General features: G+C 45.5%; 15 protein-coding genes. 2 read left to right on the top strand and 13 right to left on the bottom strand.

Annotation, left to right across the window (positions count from 1 at the left end; all coding sequences use genetic code 11):
- Positions 1–67: 67 nt before the first annotated feature.
- From GFS24_RS22180 to GFS24_RS22160, 5 genes are all read right to left on the bottom strand, one after another.
- Complete coding sequence (locus tag GFS24_RS22180) at positions 68–1,165, bottom strand: efflux RND transporter periplasmic adaptor subunit (RefSeq protein ID WP_153663381.1); 1,098 nt, start codon at positions 1,163–1,165, stop codon at positions 68–70.
- Positions 1,149–4,388: an efflux RND transporter permease subunit gene (locus GFS24_RS22175; protein ID WP_153663379.1), complete on the bottom strand. Its 3,240-nt coding sequence runs from the start codon at positions 4,386–4,388 to the stop codon at positions 1,149–1,151. The genes GFS24_RS22180 and GFS24_RS22175 overlap by 17 nt, the downstream gene beginning before the upstream one ends.
- A 10-nt stretch (positions 4,389–4,398) precedes the next feature.
- Positions 4,399–5,766, bottom strand: a complete 1,368-nt coding sequence (locus GFS24_RS22170; protein ID WP_253906557.1) for a TolC family protein — start codon at positions 5,764–5,766, stop codon at positions 4,399–4,401.
- Positions 5,767–5,829: 63 nt separating this feature from the next.
- Positions 5,830–7,155, bottom strand: coding sequence for a HAMP domain-containing sensor histidine kinase (locus GFS24_RS22165; RefSeq protein ID WP_153663375.1), 1,326 nt, complete (start codon positions 7,153–7,155; stop codon positions 5,830–5,832).
- Complete coding sequence (locus GFS24_RS22160; RefSeq protein WP_153663373.1) at positions 7,152–7,835, bottom strand: response regulator transcription factor; 684 nt, start codon at positions 7,833–7,835, stop codon at positions 7,152–7,154. The genes GFS24_RS22165 and GFS24_RS22160 overlap by 4 nt, the downstream gene beginning before the upstream one ends.
- A gap of 146 nt (positions 7,836–7,981) precedes the next feature.
- Between GFS24_RS22160 and GFS24_RS22155 the strand changes: the two genes are divergently transcribed.
- On the top strand, positions 7,982–8,899 hold the full coding sequence (locus GFS24_RS22155) for a hypothetical protein (RefSeq protein ID WP_153663371.1): 918 nt from the start codon (positions 7,982–7,984) through the stop codon (positions 8,897–8,899).
- A gap of 57 nt (positions 8,900–8,956) precedes the next feature.
- On the opposite strand, the gene GFS24_RS22150 is transcribed toward GFS24_RS22155, so the two are convergent.
- The 5 genes from GFS24_RS22150 to GFS24_RS22130 form a co-directional block, all read right to left on the bottom strand.
- Positions 8,957–10,948: a protein-disulfide reductase DsbD gene (locus GFS24_RS22150; RefSeq protein ID WP_153663369.1), complete on the bottom strand. Its 1,992-nt coding sequence runs from the start codon at positions 10,946–10,948 to the stop codon at positions 8,957–8,959.
- 104 nt (positions 10,949–11,052) lie between these two features.
- Entirely contained in the window at positions 11,053–11,508 is a 456-nt protein-coding gene (locus tag GFS24_RS22145; RefSeq protein ID WP_153663367.1) for a protein-disulfide reductase DsbD domain-containing protein, read from the bottom strand.
- 30 nt (positions 11,509–11,538) lie between these two features.
- Entirely contained in the window at positions 11,539–12,231 is a 693-nt protein-coding gene (gene purQ, locus GFS24_RS22140; protein WP_153663365.1) for a phosphoribosylformylglycinamidine synthase subunit PurQ, read from the bottom strand.
- A 102-nt stretch (positions 12,232–12,333) separates the two neighbouring features.
- Positions 12,334–13,314, bottom strand: coding sequence for a hypothetical protein (locus tag GFS24_RS22135; protein WP_153663363.1), 981 nt, complete (start codon positions 13,312–13,314; stop codon positions 12,334–12,336).
- Positions 13,315–13,329: 15 nt separating this feature from the next.
- Positions 13,330–14,844, bottom strand: coding sequence for a hypothetical protein (locus tag GFS24_RS22130; RefSeq protein WP_153663361.1), 1,515 nt, complete (start codon positions 14,842–14,844; stop codon positions 13,330–13,332).
- Between the two features lie 188 nt (positions 14,845–15,032).
- On the opposite strand from GFS24_RS22130, the gene GFS24_RS22125 reads away from it, so the two are divergent.
- Positions 15,033–15,959, top strand: a complete 927-nt coding sequence (locus GFS24_RS22125) for a TIGR01777 family oxidoreductase (protein ID WP_253906556.1) — start codon at positions 15,033–15,035, stop codon at positions 15,957–15,959.
- On the opposite strand, the gene GFS24_RS22120 is transcribed toward GFS24_RS22125, so the two are convergent.
- The 3 genes from GFS24_RS22120 to GFS24_RS22110 form a co-directional block, all read right to left on the bottom strand.
- Positions 15,948–17,186, bottom strand: coding sequence for an anthranilate synthase component I family protein (locus GFS24_RS22120; protein WP_153663359.1), 1,239 nt, complete (start codon positions 17,184–17,186; stop codon positions 15,948–15,950). The two genes, GFS24_RS22125 and GFS24_RS22120, sit on opposite strands and share 12 nt — an antisense overlap.
- 60 nt (positions 17,187–17,246) lie before the next feature.
- Complete coding sequence (locus GFS24_RS22115) at positions 17,247–17,792, bottom strand: hypothetical protein (RefSeq protein ID WP_153663357.1); 546 nt, start codon at positions 17,790–17,792, stop codon at positions 17,247–17,249.
- A gap of 96 nt (positions 17,793–17,888) precedes the next feature.
- On the bottom strand, positions 17,889–19,151 hold the full coding sequence (locus tag GFS24_RS22110) for an adenylosuccinate synthase (RefSeq protein ID WP_153663355.1): 1,263 nt from the start codon (positions 19,149–19,151) through the stop codon (positions 17,889–17,891).
- Positions 19,152–19,173 lie beyond the last annotated feature (22 nt).

Genomic DNA, 19,173 nt, shown 5'->3' with positions numbered 1-19,173 from the left:
ATTCGTCAACCTCTTTCTAGTTACCAATTTTCATCATTGGCTCCCTTTTACATAAGCATAATTCCTGTTACTTTTTAGAAGTTAAAGCTGAGCCATTCCTGATCTCGTCATTTGCCTTTTCTACTAATATATCTCCGCTGTTCAATGTTCCGAATATCTCCACTTTACCTTCTGCTTCCCTGCCTTTCCTTACTTCCACCCATTCTGCTTTCTGGTCTTTGATCCGCACTACAAAAATTTTCTCTGTAGAATTCACTACCGCTGTAACCGGTACAATAAACACACTATCCACTGTATTCAGCGGAATACTTACTTCCGCTACCATACCCGGTAATAATTTCTTATCGTTATTTAACACATCCATTTCCACCCGCTGAGAACGTAAACGGGAATCCAGTGCACCGGAAAGACGATTTACATTTGCTTTAAACGGCTGGCCCGGTAAAGATTTCACGGTAAAGCCCACTTCACTTTTACCACTGAGGTAACTGGTATAAGCTTCCGGCACCGCTACCACCAAACGCAATTTCTTTTGCTCCTGTAAAGAGAACATCGGCATTTCAGAACCTTTACCGGAAGGGCCAACATATGCACCTGCACTCACATTCCTGCTGCTGATCACACCCGCAAAAGGTGCTCTGATCTCCAGGTAATTGCGGTTATCAGAGATCTCCCGGAAAGCAGCCTTCGCTGATTCCTGTTGTGCGAAATCTGATTTCTGTTTAGCGAATGCCATGTCCAGGTCGTTCTGAGAAACAGTACCCGGTGTTTGGCTGGTTGTATATAAACGGTCGTAAGTAGCCTTGCTGGCAAGGTATACAGCTTCTTGTGAATGCAGTCTTGATTCTGCACCTGCCAGTTGGGAACTTAATTCCGGTGCTTCCAATGTTGCCAATACCTGCCCTGCGGATACAGGAGATCCCACATCCACATATAACTTTTTCACAAAACTGCTCACCTTGGCGTATAGATCCACCTGTTGAAACGGCACCAGTTCTCCCGGCATTCTGAGGGATGCTGAAAATATATTTTTCTCCAATGCAAAGGTGGCAACCGCAGGAACCGAAGCAGCTTCGTCCTTATGGGTGTCTGTTTTACTTTGCGAAACACCGCAGCCAGCCAGCACGACGGCTGCTATCAGTATTCTATTAGTTATTGTGATCATACAATGCAGGTATATAATGTTTACTTTCTTTATTTTCTGGGTCAAGGGAAACGGATATGATAGATGCTTTTTTCTGTACCCAGGCAAATACCAAAGGCAGAATGATCAGCACCGCAAATGTAGAAGCTACCAGCCCTCCAATTACAGCCCGGCCTAATGGTGACACCTGGTCTCCACCCTCTCCATGGCCTATTGCCATAGGTATCATACCTGCCACCATCGCAAGGCTCGTCATCAGGATAGGACGAAAACGGAGTGCCGCAGCTTCTTTGGCAGAAGCCAGCGAATCGCCGTTATGTTTCCTCAAATGTTCTGCATTCGTGACCAGCAGCACCGCATTGGAAATAGATACCCCTACGGACATGATGATCCCCATATAGGATTGCAGGTTCAAAGTAGAGCCTGTGATCATCAGTAATGCAAGGGAACCCAATATTACCGCCGGTACCGTTGTCAAAACTACAAGGGATACGCTGAACGACTGGAAATTGGCAGCAAGCATCAGGAAGATCACCACAATAGCTATCAGCAATCCTGATTGCAGGCTATCCAATGTTTCCGTTAATGTATTAGAAAGACCGATCGGCTCCATCGTTAATCCACGGGGTAATTCACCCAGAGAAGTAATGGCCGCCTGCACATCTTTAGTGGCAGTACCCAGGTCTTTATCGTTCAGGTTCGCTGTTACGGAAAGCATGGGCATTGCGCCAAGGTTATCATTCTCTCCGTATGTGGTGGTCTGCGTTAATGTCGCAATATCTGATAACACCGGGCGTGCAGAATTCTTGAGGATCGGAATTTCTCCGATATCATCTACGCTAGTCATTTTATTCTCCGGTATCTGCACCTGCACACTGTACATCAAACCAGCCTTTTCATCCACCCAAACATTTTTCTCCGTTAAACGGGAAGAAGAAGTAGAGGCAATCAGAGAACGTGTGATATCTGTCATATCCACACCCAGCTGTGCTGCACGGGTACGGTCAATCTCAATATTGATAGCAGGATATTTGGTGGATTGAGATAACTGCACATCCCGCAGGTAAGAAACCCCTCTCAGCTTAGCCATCAGTTTCTCTGCGTATTCTTCGTTCAGTTTTTTATTCCTTCCTGAAATACGCACCTCCACAGGTGTGGGAGAACCCTGGCTGAGGATCTTATCCGTCAGTTCAATGGGCTCAAAGGATAAACTCAACTCCGGTGCACGCTCTTTTATCTTAGCGCGCAGTTTTTCTTTCAGTTCATCCAGGTCAACATGATACTCTTTACTCAAACTCACCTGTATCACCGCTTCCTGGGGACCAGGCATGAACAGGTAAATAGGACTTACAGAGAATAGTGAAGGGTGTTGTCCAACGTAAGCAGAGGTGATGGAGATGTTCTCTTTACCGATCACTTCTTCTATACTTTTAAGTGCTACCAATGTCCGCTGTTCCGTCCGTTCCATCCGTGTACCTTCTTCAGAACGTATCCTTACCTGGAACTGACCGCCATTTGTTTTCGGCAATACATCCCGTCCGATATTCATCAGAAGCAATACAGCGATCCCGCTGATCACTACAAGATACATTATCACAATAGGTTTACGGAAAGGCATCATGCGATTGATGAACCGCATAAAACGTGCCCTGAACTTTTCAAACCGGCTTACTTTTCCATCTGCATTACTGTCTGCACGCTCTACCAGTATTTTCTTCTGATCCCAGGTATCGCCTTCTCCCACAGTTGGAACATGTTCCCCTTTACGATGACCTTTCATCAGCCAGTTGGCCATTACCGGTACAAAAGTCTGAGAGAGGAAATAAGAAACTACCATGGAGAAACCAATAGCCAAAGCCAGCGGCAGGAACAATGATCCGGGAATACCCGTCATTGTAAATGCCGGTGCAAACACGGCAAGGATACAGAAAAGGATCAGCAATTTCGGGAACGCGATCTCCTTACAGGCATCCCAGATGGCCAGCGCCTTGGGTTTCCCCATATCAAGGTGCTGGTGTATATTCTCAATCGTTACCGTACTTTCATCCACTAAGATACCAATGGCCAAAGCCAGGCCACTCAGCGTCATGATGTTGATCGTTTGGCCAAAAAGGCTAAGGAACAATACACCGGAAATAATAGATACCGGAATAGTCATGATCACGATCAATGCACCCCTGAGATCTCCCAGGAATAACACCACCATCAAACCAGTCAGCACCGCACCAATGATACCTTCACTCACCAGGCTTTTCACTGCATTCATCACATAAGTACTCTGATCAAATTCATACGTGAGTGTTACATCTTCCGGCAATGCTGCCTGTAATTTTGGAATAGCTTTCTTCAGGTTTTGTACCACTTCCCAGGTAGAAGCATCTGCAGATTTAGCCACGTTCAGATATACGGAACGTTTACCATTTACGAGGGCATAACCGGCAGCGATATCTGCTCCATCCTCAACAGTGGCCACATCACGGAGATAAAGGTTTTGTACACCTCCTTTGAACAAGGGGATGTTTTCAAAATCTTTGATATTACGGATATTGGTATTAGTAGGGGTGAGATAGTTCTTATCACCGATACGCACGTTACCGGAAGGAGCCGTTTGGTTATTCAAACGAAGTGCTTCCACCAGCTGATCCGGTGTAAGATTGTGTGAGCGCAGCATTTCCGGATCCGCTTTGATCACCACGGTACGGATGTTACCACCAAAAGGTGGTGGCGCAACCAGACCAGGAATGGCCGTAAAGGATGCCCTTACATACACATTCGCCAGGTCCATCAACTCATTGTTCGTTCTTTTATCACTGCTCAATACCAACTCGCCCACCGGCAAAGTAGAAGCATCAAAACGAATGATGAAAGGAGGTTGTGATCCCGGAGGGAAGATAGCCTGTGCCCTGTTACTGAACGCAGATACTTCTGCTGCCGCCTGAGACATGTTGGTGCCTTCATAAAAGCTCAGCTTCATCAGGGTTAACCCTTGCACATTCTTTGTTTCAATGGATTTCAGTCCATTCACAAAAAGCAGGATGTTCACATAGTTCTTGGCAAACATAGCCTCCATCTGGTTAGGTGTGTACCCACCAAACGGATGCGCAATATATAATACCGGTAATTCCAGTTTCGGAAAGATATCTACCTTAATGTCCCGCACCGCTTTGATACCGAAGAAAAATAATCCTGCTACTAACACCAGGATCGTGATCGGTTTGTTCAGTGCGCTTTTAATCAGTCCCATTATCTAGCTATTAGAATTCATTGATAAATAACCCGAAGTTGCCTACTGCCGCAGATTTCAGCAACAGCGCCTGCCACACATTACTATAGGCAATATCACGATCGGTTTCCGCACGGTTCAATGCATACAGCGTTTGCGTTACATCTACCAGCGTACTCAACCCGTTGCGGTACATCACTGTTTTCTGCAAATAGGCATCTGCCGCAGATTTGATCTGCACAGCCGCTTCCCTGTAATTATCCAGCGCGTTCTTCATTTTGGTATCTGCCAATACTACCTGTGCTTTCAACTGCTGGTCCACCACTTCCATTTCATTCTGCAATGCTTTGGAAGTAAAGTCCTGCGCCGCAGATTGATGACGTACCCTTAAAGGGCTCGTCAGGTTCCAGGTAACACCAACACCCAACAGGTAGTTACTGCGGGTAGGTTTTATCCCTTCCCAGTAATTATGCGTATAAGAGTTTTGGTCCTGCGCATAATCATTATGGAAACCGGAAGCCCTCGTTTGTAATACACTGAAAACACTAAAAGCCGGGTAGTTGAATGTTTTGATATATTTCTCCTGTTCTTCACTCAGCATGATCCTGCTTTTATAATATTGTAAAAGAGGATGTGCATCCGGGTTAAGGACCGCAGTATCTGTAATCGCTGACGGCAGGCGGGTAATGAACAAACTGTCCAGCACAAATTCTCCGGGTGCTACACCCAGTAATTGCGCCAGAATATTGCCCTGCTCCTGTTCCAGATCTTTTGCTTTTGTAAGGGCTATCCTGGCATTGGAAACTTCTGCATTGGCCAGGGAAGAATCCACCCCTGCGATCAATCCATTCTGCACACGGCGGGTAACCACTGCACGGAAAGTGTCCGCCCTTTCGAGGTTGCGTTCCCAGGAGTTGGTTAAACGCTGGGCCGCCAGTAAATTCAGGTAAGCACCAGCCACCCTCACTTCATGCCGGAATTGTTCTTGTTGCCAGTCCCGCTCATCACGTGCCGCCACAGATTCTGCTGTTTTGATCTTTTCCTTAGCCCGTCCGAAAGCAAAAAATTCCCAGTTGATATTGGCCAGGTACAAAGCGCCAAACGCTGCATTCCAGTTCTGAGAAGGTAAAGGCAAACCGGAAGAAGCTACCCCAAGACCGCCAAAACCGTACAGCGGGCCGTTCTGGCCATTGACGGTTCCGTAATCCTGCTGGGCCGAAACACTCAGATTGGGGAGGTAATCTCTCCTGGATTGGGTAACAGTGGCCCGGGAAGCGTTCAGGTAATTGGCCTTGGCTTTAATGGTTCCATAATTGTTCAAAGCCGTTTGTACAGCGTCTTTCATTGTCAATACCTGTGCCTGCGCATTCCAGGTACCGCAACAAATTATAGCTAACATGAGCAGATGAACCTTGTAGCGTATAGTCATCTTTAATGAAATGTGCGATTATGCATGGCAGCGTTAAAGCTGAATTCTCTCATGCAAATAGCGCTCATCATTTTGAAGCAATTTTGAAGAATCTGTTTCCGGGGGGAAGTTCACGATAAGGATATGCAGCCCGGATGTATAGTGGTATTGGATTTCAAAGGAATTCATGTCGCAGATCTGTTTTACAATAGACAGACCAATTCCGATAGAATTATTACACTGACTTCCTTTTTTGAACCGCTGGAACATGTCGTCGATAGGTCCGTCAGGGGCTTTCCCTGTATTTTTCACCATCAGGAACTCCCTGTTCAGGATCACTTCTATGGTACCGCCCGGCATATTGTGCCGGATGGCATTGCTGAGCAGGTTATTGAGCAGGATGTCTGCCAGTGAGGCATGCAGCCTGAGGCAAACGGGTTCTTCGATATTGCTCTTTACCGTCAGTTCTTTGAGGGCGATCAGTTCGCAGAAAGCCGCCAGGGCGTCTTTGGTATACTGATCAAACGGCACCTCTTCCGTAGCTTCATATTCATTGTTCTCCAGGCGGGAAAGCAATATCAGCGAACGGTTGATGCGTGTCAGCTTCTCTACCGCATTATTCATATCCGCGATCAGGATGGCCTGGTCTCCCTGGATATCAGATTCTGATAACAATTCCAGCTTGCTGCGGATAATGGCCAACGGCGTTTGCAGTTCATGGGAAGCATTTTCGGAAAACTCTTTGAGGGAGCTATAATCATCCACCGCTTTATCCGTCATTTTCTTCACAAAAAGGTTCAGGTCCTTGAACTCTTTGGTACGCGTTTCCGGCAACACCAGCCGCTTTTTGGCTTTCAGGTTGAAATGCTGCAGTTTCTTAATGGTGCCGTAAAAGGGGGTGAGCACAACCCGGGAAGCCACCCTGGCCGTTAATACCACCAACGCTATCAGGATGATCAGCTTCCACATGATGGAGATCCGCAATCCCGCCAGGATCTGTTCTGAGCGGGATACATAATCGCCGGAAGTGATCCTGTAATATTGATCATGAATATTATGGTAAGAAGTAACAATGATCTTGCGGTCGTTATCATTCAGCAAGGGGTCCTGCGTAACATCCCTTTCCGTTATCACATAATGATCCGCTGCAAAAGCCGTGTCCGTTTTGGCAAACAACACCCTGCAGCCGGCAGTATATTCCCCCGGCGGCTGGCCCTTTCCTATCTGCTCTGCCACCCGCACATTCACATGTTTCAGACGCTCCACAGCAGACCTGTCAATTTCCCGCTTGATACTATAATAAGTGATCACACTGTTGATAGGTATGATGATCATAGTAATACCCAGGAACCATAAAGTAAATTTATCAACGAGCTTCATTGCTTGGAAGTATTAAACTTGTATCCCAATCCGTACACTGTTCCTATGTAATCTGTTCCGTTAGCCGCGCTGATCTTCTTCCTGATGTTCTTTACGTGCTGGTATACAAAGTCAAAGTTCGCGAAATTGTCTGTATAATCACCCCACAGATGTGCGGCAATGGATTGGCGGGAAAGTACCCGGTTTTTGTTCACTACAAAATAAAGGAGCAGGTCAAACTCCTTACGCGTCATATCCAGTAATTGCCCGTTCACAGTAGCTTCCAGGGTATCAATATTCAAACTGATCTCGTTAAAGGCAATGATATTACTCCCGTTCAGCTTCTTACGACGGTAAATAGCCCGCAAGCGGGCATGTAGTTCCGGCAGATGGAAAGGTTTGGTGAGATAATCATCCGCACCTTCTTCCAACCCCACGATCTTATCGTCCAGCGAATTTTTGGCAGACAAGATCAGCACGCTGCTTTGTATGCGCTCTGTTCTTAGAAAAGACAGGATCTGTAATCCATTCCCATCCGGCAACATGATATCCAGCAGCACACAATCATATTGAAATGAGATCAGCTTATCCTGGGCGTCCGTGATGTTATAGCTCACTTCACAGATATACCCCTCCCTACCCAGAAATTCAGAAATACTGCTGGCCAGTTCTTCGTTATCCTCTATCAGCAAGACTTTCATATCTACTGCAAATTACACACAAATTTGAAGCAATCTTGAAGTGAAAGGGGTTCTAAATACATATATCGCTGATAAACAATAGGTTGTTCTAGTTCAAATTATTCTGGCAGAAGATTTGCTTATACACCTCCCGTAAACCTATAAATATGAAACCATATTCTTTATTCTTCCTTTTAGCAATCGTGTTCACCGCCTGTGCCGGGCCCTCTTCAGAAAAAGAGGCGGTAGCAGACAGTACGCAAAAAGCTCCTGCGGCCGTAAGCAGTACGCCTACGGATATCAGTACTTATGTAGGAGACATCGATGAAAAAGCCGGTTCCGATTATTGCCTGCTCACGCTGCATGATTTTTTAAACGGAGAGAACTCCAACGGAGCAGTGGCTATCTTCAATAATAGTGGACAACCACTTCGTTTATACCTCTATCCGGAAGGAGATCAACGGATCAAAGCGCCACAAACATGGATCTATTTAGATTCCCTGTCCGGCAAACCTGTTATGCTTCGGGAGATCGTGGAAAGTGAAAACAATGTAACAGAGAATAGCTTTTACTATGGCAATGATTCTGTATTGCAAACCGAAACCCGTGCTGCAGCAGATCTGGCCAGTCTAGAAAAAGCGGCATTTACGGGTTATCAATCGCCCGCTGCACCAAGTGATTACCGTTTACAACCTGCAGAAGTAGCTAAACTGGTAGAAAAAGTACTGGCAGCAGTGAAAGCAGATCGTAAAGATCTGAGCAAAGCAGCCAACATTGTACGTAAAGATGGCGCATCTCATTGGGGCGCTGGTAATGAACCGGGATGGAGTATTGCAGTGATCCCGCATAAAAAGATCGTGTTGCACATGAACTACGACCGGGATAAATATGAATTTCCTATTAGTGATGCACAGAAAGGAGATCAGGAAGCGACAGAATTCTCTACAAATATTAAAGGTCATACCCTCACCGCCAAATTTGAGAATAAGCGGTGTACGGATGATGCAGATATAAAACATCCCATGACCGTTACCATCCTGTTTGATGGCAAAACTTATCAGGGCTGCGGCCAGTCGTTATTTTAGTTAAACGGATACACCGGAAAGAAAAAAGCCGTCCCGATGTGGGACGGCTTTGCTGTTTTATTTCTTTACCTTCTTAAATGCATCAATACCGGATCTGAGCCAGTCTGCATACTCCTTGATAACTGGCGTGTAGGCCACAGGGAGTGTGAGCAACTGTTCATCAGGACTGATCAATACATACAAAGGTTGTGAGTTGTTATTGAAATTCACCGTCTGCATAGTCGCATATTTGTTACCGATAGTTTTGATCGGTTTCTTACGGCCATCAGGGAAGGTATGGAGGAACTGCTCTTCTTCCGGCAGGTTCTTTTTATCATCCACATACAGGGAAACGAGGATGTAGTTCTCCTTGATCAGTGCATGTACTTCAGGATCTGTCCATACGTTCTCTTCCATGTTACGGCAGTTCACGCAAGCCCAGCCGGTAAAGTCTATCATGATAGGCTTGTTCTGTTCTTTAGCCAGTTTCAGTGCCTTATCGTAATCATTGATCACATCCGGTTCTACGGCACCTTTTTTATCATACCAGCTATAAGACATGGGCGGTGCAAATCCGCTCATCAATCTGATGTTGGAATATTTTGTATTCGTGATGCCGGGAAGCAGGTACAATGTTAAAGCACCAAAGATCACTGCAAAGAAGATCCTTACGCCACCTAACTTCTTTACAGGACTATCATGCGGGAAGCGGATCAACCCTAACAGATAGAGTGTAGCCAGCAAAGCAATAATGATCCAGATCAGGAAGAATGTTTCGCGGTGCAGGAAGCCCCAGTGCGTAACAAGATCAGCATTGGAGAGGAATTTGATCGCCAGCGCTACTTCAATAAAGCCCAGTATAACTTTCACGGAATTAAGCCATCCACCTGACTTTGGCAAAGAGTTCAACCAGTTGGGGAACATGGCAAACAAAGCAAAAGGCAATGCCAGTGATACACCAAAACCAGCCATACCTGCCGTCAGCAACCATGCGCCACCGGAAGAAGAACCGGCCAGCAAAGAACCAAGGATAGGTCCGGTGCAGGAGAAGGAAACTACTACCAGCGTTAACGCCATGAAGAAGATTCCTACCAGTGTTCCTTTATTTGCTTTGGAATCCGCCTTGCTGGCTAATCCACTGGGCAATGTGATCTCAAAATATCCGAAAAAGGATATGGCGAACACTATAAATACCACAAAGAAGAATACGTTCAGCCATACGTTGGTGGAAATATTATTGAATATTTCCGGTTCTGCTAAACCTGCAATGTGAAAAGGTACACTGAACAATACATAGATCAGGAAGATGAAGAAGCCATACATGCTGGCATTGAAAATGCCTTTCTTCTTATCCTGCGCACTTTTGGTAAAGAAAGATACCGTTAAAGGGATCATAGGGAATACACAGGGAGTAACCAGCGCGAATAATCCACCTACGAATCCGAGGAAGAACATCAGCCAGGGGCTTGTTTCTCCTTCGTTACCGATCCCACCTACTTTATTCACCGGGTTCTTCAGATCAATATTCTCTCTTTTTAATTTATTGGCCTGGTCCGCAGAAGCCTGTAAGCCACCTTCTGACCCTGAAAGATTACCAGCTGCATCCACTGTAAAACGGAATGCTGCTTCTTCCGGAAGGATTTCTTCTCCCTTCAGAATGAAATAATTGAGCGTTCCTTTCAGCTTATCACCAGCAGTGCCATTGTATTTAACCTGCAACGTAACTGTTACCTCTTTTTCAAAGAAAGTGATCTCCTTGTTATCCATTAAAGGCTCCGGCGCTTTCTTCTGATCACCTTCATATCCTAAAGCGGTAATAGTAGCCTTTACATTACTGATGGTATCCAGGATAACACGCGTATTGGGATCATCATCTCCCATTGTGGTAGAGAATAATTTCCAGCCTTCGGATATATTGGCTTTGAATTTTAAGATGTATTCTCCTTCTCCTATCTTTTCTGATGCAAACGTCCACTTCACATATTTCTCCGCATTACCTGCATCCTGCGCACGCAGAGCAGGCCAGAGCATTAGCTGGAAGCTGGTAAGGAATAATAAAAAGTACTTCATATATATGATAGACTTAACAGATTGTAAAGAATGTAAATGCAAAAACGAGTTCCTGTAAAGAACTCGTTCCTGCTATACTTTAATGATGTATTGGAGTGGTCAACTTACTTTCCTCCCACGTTAACAGCGAATTCTACTTCTGCAGGTGGCAGGCATTGATGATCATCGCAGACCATGAACTCTACAGAACCTTTCACTTTGGTGGCTGCTTTACCTTTTACGGTAACGGTTTGAACGAATGTAACGGCGTTCTCGTAATATTTCAGTTCTGAGTTAAAGTTCTTGTCGAATGCTTTGTGCAGTTTACCTACTTCTTTTACTTTACCATTGGGTACTACCAGTGGATTCTTCGCAAACTTGAAAGAAGTAGGGATCGGGCCTTCGCCAGCTTCCTGTGCATATACGTGCCAGCCTTTTTCAATAGTAGCTGTGGCAGTTACTTCATATGTGGTAGCATTAACCTTCTTGGATGTGAATGCCCATTTAACAGGATTTTCTTCCTGTGCTAAAGCCAGCACTGGCAGTGCAAACAAGCACAATGCAACGAGTAATTTCTTCATAGTTCTTTTTTTTCTGGTTGGTGGTTGATCTTAATTGTTATTGATAAGGCTCTGGAAGATCAGCTGCCCGTCCCGGTTGCCCAGTATATCACTGGAAGCCCTTTCAGGGTGCGGCATCATTCCAAAAACATTTCTCTCTTTATTACAGATCCCTGCAATGTTGCGGATAGCACCATTCGGGTTAGCCTGTTCAATAATATTGCCAAACTCATCGCAATAGCGGAAAAGCACCTGGTTGTGTTTGAACAGGTCATCCAGTGTAGCTTCGTCAGCATAATACCTGCCTTCGCCATGCGCGATGGGGATCATCAGCGATCTGCCCGTTACTTCCTTTGTAATGGAAGCCTGGGTGTTCTCACTCTTCATGTAGACATTCCTGCAAATGAATTGCTGGTTTTGGTTCTTCAGCAATGCACCTGGCAAAAGGCCGGCTTCGCAAAGGATCTGGAATCCGTTACAAACACCTATCACACGTCCGCCTTTTTTGGCAAACTCGATCACGCTCTGCATCATAGGGCTGAACTTGGCAATAGCCCCGCAACGGAGGTAGTCGCCATAAGAAAAGCCACCAGGCAGTAATACGCAATCTTCCGTACTAAACATACTAAGATCTTTATCCTTGTGCCAAAGCGCAATAACATCCTGATTCAGGTCGTAGCGCAATGCATCAATCATGTCCTGATCGCAGTTTGAGCCCGGAAATGTAACAACACCAAATTTCATATTACTATCTACGTTAATTTATTTCGGAAAGAACAAAATTACTTAGCCTTGGGGAATTTACAATAACCGCTCATAGAAATTATGATTCCACTAACACAAGGCCTAATGTGAAAAGTACTGCATTACAATGACATATGCTAAAACGAGTATGTGTATAGCGCTTGCAATACCATTATTAGTGATAGACCAGAAAACATTCCCCACAAACATGGAAATAGGCAAAACCACCAAAACCCAGTAGTTAGGAGAGAAATGTTCACTGAAAAAAGGCACGAACATGGCCACCAGCACATAAACGATCACCGTCCCCCAGATCTTCCGCCCCTGGATGAGCATTTTCTTGAAAGTACGCTGCAAAAGCAGCCAACCCACTGCAAAGAACAGCACATTGGCAATCAGGGCACCCCATACCTTATAATCTGTGATCATTGGTAAATGGAACCCGATCCGGGGCATTTCATTGATCAGTTCCCACTTATCCGCCAGGAACAGGTAAGTGCCCAGCAGGTAAAACGGGCAAAACAGCCCCAGCAACCCTATTATCCACTCCGCCAACCGGAAAGACCGCATAATGAGCAGGCTCAGGAACAACAATACCACAAAAAGGATGGCCGGGAAATAGAACAACCCGCAGATCCCCAGGGCAAAACCAATATTAAAAGCCACATCCCTTGCGGAAGAGCGCATGTACAGATCAGAAATGCTGGCAAAGATCCACAGCATGATAGTATTCACGATCAATGCCGGGGAAAACACATTCCAGCCTTCCAGTAAGGAGGTGAAGAGCAAAAAGCTCATGGCCGGCAGGTAAGTATCTTTGGCAAAAAGGCGGTGATTATTGATGGTACGGGTAAGCAACAAAGCCTGCAGGAACTGCAGGAGCAGCACCAGTGAGGTAAAAAAGAACGGGCTCTTGCCCACTATCCCTTCCAGCCAGCCGGTTAAACCATTGTACAGTAAACCTTCGGAACCATCTGCCTGATAGAGGGATGGGTGTAAAAGATAGTAGAATTTAACGAGCAACGTGTAGATGAACAGCAGCAAAACCGTTAGCGGATTGCCTGATCTAAAAAAACGTATCACGGTGCAAAGGTGTAATTAAAAGTCAATTTTAGCAAAGCAAATATAATTCCTGTAAATACAGGGGATCAATACGGTACGGCTGCTGATCTGTTTGCCATAACGGGGCATCCAGGTGAAACCCTTATCCAGGTTACGCAGCGTAGGCATGCGGTTCACTTTGCCATCCGGCCCAATGGTGTTTTCAGACAATACATACTGCCGGCGATCCAGTTCATTGAACAGGAAATGTAGCTCACTGCCCACATTTACCAGCATATAACTCAGGTAAAGGTCTGCTCCATCGTCGAACTGACTTTTATGCACAAAATTGCTGTATTCCAATTCCCCCTTGTCGTCGAATGAAAGGATGGCCACATTATCATAATGGTAACGGGTTCCCTGGGCATCATTCCAGCCATAGGGATTATAATAATAAGGGGAATAAGGTGAGTAATAATAAGGGCTGTATCCGCCATAACCGCCGTACATGTAATTCCAGCGGTTCCATGGCTGGGTACGGGAAGTGGTATAATACGCTTCTGCTGTCAGCAAAAAGCCACCATTTTTGGTATTGATCACCTTGCGGATAAAATAATCGTTGAAGGCGGCGGAAGTAGAAGATTCCCCGCGGGCGCTTTGTTTCAGCTCTGCACTGAAGGCCACCAGTTTTTCAAATAACCGTTCCCGTTTGGCATAATCCAGCCGCATCACATACAACCCTTCCACATTGCCTCTTTTCTGTTTATAGTAAAAGGCCGTTACAAGCACCTGCTTATCCTGGTTGTCCAGCTTCACTTTCACTTCATCCAGCAACAAACCCTTCGATTCAAAATCCTGGTATTCAAAGTCGTCCACCACTGCTCTTTTGATCACTACTTTCCCGCTGGTGATATAATCCCGGTTAGAAGTCCTTTCCAGCTTAGTGAAAACGAGGTCCCCGTCGTTATTAAGGTTGAAATTGCTCAGGAAGTGGCGTTTGGTTTCCATCGGCAGGGAAACACGACTGTTATTCACCAGGTTAAAAGCACTGTCGTACAGGAAAGTGTAGAAAACATGGTTATCTTCCTTATCCTGGTTGATCTTGTACACCAGGATGCGGCTTTTATCTTCCGATACTTCTACAGAATAAACTTTATTGTCTTTGGAAAAATTGCCGATACGGGTAGAATCCACCATTACCGGGGCCGTCTCAAAAACGCCCATGCTATTCACGATACCGCAGAAGCTGTATACAGCATCCTTGCGCTGGAACTGATAGATCATATAAGCCTTGTTCCCATAGTTCACAAAGTCTACACTGATCAGTTTCTTAGGTAAAAAGTCCAGCTTCACCCGATCCTTCAGCTGCATACCATTATCGTATACGGAAATGTTATAATCTCCGCGATCAGCTTTATATACAAGGATATTGCCTGAGATCTTTCCGATGATCTCAAATTCCGTGGATTTATAATCATCCCGCTCCGGTTCTGAATAAGTGACCTTTTGGGCAGTTGCGACTGTACTACACAGCAGGAGAGCAAAAAACTGTAAGATATATCGAATGCGCATGGATAACTATTTATGGTTTGATACAGGATAAACGTAACACTTGGCTATTTTATGCATGCTTCTGCTTTCAAACCTACACGAAAATTATCTTATTGCAAAGGGATGAAAGGGTGTAAGGTGGATATTTCCTATGAGCGCAATTTATTGTGTAATTTTAGGGTGTATATTATCAAAAAGCTGGCACTACCATGATGGATACGGTTTTAATTACCGGCGGTACCGGGCTTATAGGCCGGGCGCTCACTTCCCTGTTACTGGAAAAAGGATATAAAGTAATCGTCCTTTCACGTAAAAAGATGTCTTCAGACCATCCTCAGTTAAGGTACGCCCCATGGGACCCTACTCACAAAACACTGGATACCACAGCATTACAGGAAGCAGATCACATCATTCACCTGGCAGGTGCCGGTGTAGCGGATGCCCGCTGGACGGCTCCCCGCAAAAAGGAAATAGTGGATAGCCGCGTTCAAAGCAGCCAGCTTTTATTCGATCAGCTCCGGTTGCATCCCAATAAAGTAAGGAAAGTGATCAGCGCCTCTGCCACTGGTTATTATGGCGGTTTCACAGATCATGCCTTTACAGAAAACGATCCCCCTGCAGAAGATTTCCTGGGCACCACCTGCCAGGCCTGGGAAAATAGCGTACGGCAAATAGAAACCCTGGGCAAAAAAGTGATCATCTTCAGAACAGGTATTGTGCTGAGCCTCAAAGGCGGTGCCCTCAAAGAATTCTATAGACCGCTGAAATTTGGCTTTGCTACTGTAATGGGCGGTGGAGACCAGTTTGTTTCCTGGATCCATCTGCAGGACATTGTGAGGTTGTATTTCAATGCCATCGTGAACGATAATCTGAACGGCGTATATAATGCAGTGGCACCGCAGCCTGTAACCAACCAGGAACTCGTATTTTCCCTGGCACGCGCCGCAAAAGGAAATAGCTTCATCACGATCCATGTGCCAGCCTTTGGACTGAAACTCGCATTAGGGGAGATGAGTATTGAAGTATTGAAAAGTGTAAAGGTTTCTTCTGCCAAGATCCAGCAAACCGGGTTCCAGTTCTCCTATCCGGTTGTAACAGAAGCGGTGAAGCAGATCATCGGGTCTTTAAAATCCTAATGCCGTTTTCAAAGCCTTCGCTTTTAAGAGGCATTCCTCCCATTCTTTTTCCGGTGTACTGTTAAAGGTAATGGCAGAGCCTGTTTGGAAAGACAGGTAGTTGTTCTCTGCATTATACAGGATGCTCCTGATCACCACATTGAGATCAAGATCTCCTTCCGGTGTGATATAACCAACAGCGCCGGAAAAGAGGCCGCGTTTTGTTTGCTCGTATTGTTCAATCAGTTCCATCACCCTTAATTTGGGTGCACCCGTCATGGAGCCCATGGGAAAAGCCGCGCGGATAGCGTCCGTAAAATGGAAATGATCATCCAGTGTAGCCTTCACCGTTGAGATCATATGATGCACCTGCGGAAAAGCGTAGATCCCAAAAAGCTCGTCCACACTCACTGTTCCCTGCACCGCAGTTTTGGAAAGATCATTACGCACCAGGTCTACGATCATCACATTCTCTGCTCTTTCTTTTGCACTGTTCAGCAATTCCTGACGCAACACTGCATCCCTGGCCGGATCTGCAGCACGGGTAATGGTACCTTTAATAGGTTGGGAAATGAGGGTACTCCCCTCTTTCTGCAGGAACCTTTCCGGGCTGGAGCATACCAGGTATTTATCTCCTGTACGATAATAAGCAGCAAAAGGAGAGGGAGATAAAACATTGAGCCGGCGGAATAACACCAGCGGATCTATGTCAGTATGGGCAAATTGCTCGCGGCAAAAATTCACTTCATAACAATCGCCTTTACGGATGTGTTCCTGCAACGCACGCACTGCTGCCAGGTAATACGTTTCATCCATCCGCGCATCCAGGCTAAAGGGCGCCCAGGTCACTTCTCTGGATGGGTTTTCATCTTCCGCCAGGCAGGCTTCATATATTTTACGGGCAGCTGTTTCAGTAAGGTCTTCCCCACTGATCAATACTTGCTCTTGCTGTAAAAGAAGGAGATAACGGGGTCTGAAAAAGAAGAGATCAGGGAATTGTATACCGTCCGGATGTGAGGAAGAGAGTTTTTCCGTTTCATTCTTCAGATCATAACCCAGGTGGCCGAATAACCAGCCGGGCTTAGCCGCATGAAACTGATGCAGCTGCTCAAATGCAGTACCGGCGTTACATTGCAACTGCTCTACAGCATCTGCTGCCAGCAATGCTTCTGCGCGTTGACCCCTTAGCCGGTAATCATTATTGTCTAAAAAACAACAAATGTTGAACCGGTTGCCCCAGCTCAACATTTGCTGTTTAAATGCGCTTATATTTTTAACAGGAAAACTGTATGATAGCACTTTTACAAATTAGTAATCATCATCGTCATCATCATCGAACCGGTCATTGAATAAACCCATGTCCTTAAATTCATCGTCTATATCCAGGTCATCGTCATCGCCCTTTTTGGTGCTTGGGCGGCCACGTTTGCCCTTAGCTTTAGGCATATCAAATTCCTCGAAGTCGGGATCATAATCCTCGTCTTCGGTTTTTTCCCATGCATCATCATCCTCATCGATATCATCATCTCCATCGTCGTCATCCTCATCGTCATCACCCTTCTTCTTTTTCGCGCCAGCCTTTGCAGGTTTCTTTACACCGGATTTTTTCGGCATATCGTCATCATCATCGTCGTCATCGTCATCCTCGTCGTCATCGTCTTTCTTTTTGGATTTTGCCGCAGACTTATCTGATTTTGGAGCAGCAGACTTACGGGGAGTTTCCTCCTCATCCTCATCCTCATCTTCGTCCGCTTCTTTCTTAGGCTTAGCACTGGCCTTCTTTTCAGAGGCTTTGTCAGTCTGTGAAGAAGCAGTCTTTTTAGTCTCTTTTTCTTTATCAGATTTTGATTTCATAATGGTACGTTGCAATTAGATTCTTGCGTAAAGTTTTAACAGTTTTTTTGATTAGCCAAATTTTTTTTTGACTGATTTTTTTGTATTTTTTCCTCTTTACTTTTCCAGTATCTGATCTCTTCCCGGGCCGTTTGAAACGAATTGTACGGGTACCCCCAGATAGCTTTCCACAAAAGATAAGAAATTTTTCATTTCCAATGGTAAAGCATTGTATTGGCGGCTATCGGCCGTAGGCGTGGACCAGCCAGCAAAGTGTTCCAGTACTGGTTTGATACTCAGGCCATTGAGCTGAAACGGCATTTCTTTCGTCTGCTTTCCATCTATTTCATATGCGGTACAGGCGTACACATCTTTAAAAGCATCCAGAACATCACTTTTGGTCATCACCAGTTTGGTAACACCACTTAAAATGCAGGTATAATCCAGTGCCACCAGGTCAATCCAGCCACAGCGGCGGGGACGGCCTGTTGTTGCACCAAATTCATGACCAGCCTGGCGCAATGTTTCACCTGTTTCATCTTCTAATTCTGTAGGGAATGGACCACTACCCACACGTGTGCAATATGCTTTTGTTACACCGATCACTTCCCGGATCCATTTTGGTGCAATGCCCAAACCTGTGCAAACGCCCGCAGATATAGTGTTTGATGAAGTAACAAAGGGATAGGTTCCAAAGTCAACATCTAACATGCTTCCCTGCGCGCCTTCTGCCAGTACTTTCTTTCCTGCCTTCAGATGGGCATTCAGCCAGTACTCACCACTAACAATATTCATTTCTTTCAGGAAGGCTACTGCTTCAAAGAATTCTTTTTCCCACTCGGAAATGTCTTCACTGAAGTCATAATTAGCCAGTAACTGAAGGTGCTTGTTCTTTAATTTAGTGTAATACGCCTCAAAATCTGCATGTAGTACATCTCCTACACGCAAACCGTTCCTGCCGGTTTTATCCATGTAAGCCGGTCCGATGCCTTTCAGCGTAGATCCGATCTTTTCCAGTCCTTTAGACAGCTCGGAAGCTTTATCCAGTGCCCGGTGGGTAGGAACAATGATATGCGTCTTTTCAGAGATGTAAAGATTCCTCTTCAGATCAATACCCAGCGCGGATACTTTCTCGCATTCCTTTTTAAAAGTTACGGGATCCAGTACCACACCGTTACCGATGAGGTTGAGCGTATTATTGTGGAACACACCGGAGGGAATGGTGTGCAGCACAACTTTCTGGCCATCGACATACAAAGTATGACCCGCATTGGGTCCACCCTGAAAACGGGCTATCACATCATATTTGCCCGCAAAGTAATCTACGATCTTACCTTTGCCTTCATCGCCCCATTGCAGCCCCAGCAGTACATCTACCATTGTTGAATTGTAATTTATGGTT

The sequence above is a fragment of the Chitinophaga sp. SYP-B3965 genome (assembly GCF_009647655.1).
In the GTDB taxonomy this organism is placed as follows: Bacteria; Bacteroidota; Bacteroidia; order Chitinophagales; family Chitinophagaceae; genus Chitinophaga.
Note: the sequence above shows the minus strand (reverse complement) of the source record. Positions and strands in the feature narration are given on the sequence as shown.

What these genes read in the sequence shown, in the direction of transcription:
- GFS24_RS22120 (WP_153663359.1), bottom strand. Translation starts at nt 17,186, where the DNA reads ATGTTGAGCTGGGGCAACCGGTTCAACATTTGTTGTTTTTTAGACAAT.
- purQ (WP_153663365.1), bottom strand. Translation starts at nt 12,231, where the DNA reads ATGAAATTTGGTGTTGTTACATTTCCGGGCTCAAACTGCGATCAGGAC.
- GFS24_RS22150 (WP_153663369.1), bottom strand. Translation starts at nt 10,948, where the DNA reads ATGAAGTACTTTTTATTATTCCTTACCAGCTTCCAGCTAATGCTCTGG.
- GFS24_RS22155 (WP_153663371.1), top strand. Translation starts at nt 7,982, where the DNA reads ATGAAACCATATTCTTTATTCTTCCTTTTAGCAATCGTGTTCACCGCC.
- GFS24_RS22125 (WP_253906556.1), top strand. Translation starts at nt 15,033, where the DNA reads ATGATGGATACGGTTTTAATTACCGGCGGTACCGGGCTTATAGGCCGG.
- GFS24_RS22160 (WP_153663373.1), bottom strand. Translation starts at nt 7,835, where the DNA reads ATGAAAGTCTTGCTGATAGAGGATAACGAAGAACTGGCCAGCAGTATT.
- GFS24_RS22175 (WP_153663379.1), bottom strand. Translation starts at nt 4,388, where the DNA reads ATGGGACTGATTAAAAGCGCACTGAACAAACCGATCACGATCCTGGTG.
- GFS24_RS22110 (WP_153663355.1), bottom strand. Translation starts at nt 19,151, where the DNA reads ATGGTAGATGTACTGCTGGGGCTGCAATGGGGCGATGAAGGCAAAGGT.
- GFS24_RS22165 (WP_153663375.1), bottom strand. Translation starts at nt 7,155, where the DNA reads ATGAAGCTCGTTGATAAATTTACTTTATGGTTCCTGGGTATTACTATG.
- GFS24_RS22145 (WP_153663367.1), bottom strand. Translation starts at nt 11,508, where the DNA reads ATGAAGAAATTACTCGTTGCATTGTGCTTGTTTGCACTGCCAGTGCTG.
- GFS24_RS22130 (WP_153663361.1), bottom strand. Translation starts at nt 14,844, where the DNA reads ATGCGCATTCGATATATCTTACAGTTTTTTGCTCTCCTGCTGTGTAGT.
- GFS24_RS22170 (WP_253906557.1), bottom strand. Translation starts at nt 5,766, where the DNA reads ATGTTAGCTATAATTTGTTGCGGTACCTGGAATGCGCAGGCACAGGTA.
- GFS24_RS22115 (WP_153663357.1), bottom strand. Translation starts at nt 17,792, where the DNA reads ATGAAATCAAAATCTGATAAAGAAAAAGAGACTAAAAAGACTGCTTCT.
- GFS24_RS22180 (WP_153663381.1), bottom strand. Translation starts at nt 1,165, where the DNA reads ATGATCACAATAACTAATAGAATACTGATAGCAGCCGTCGTGCTGGCT.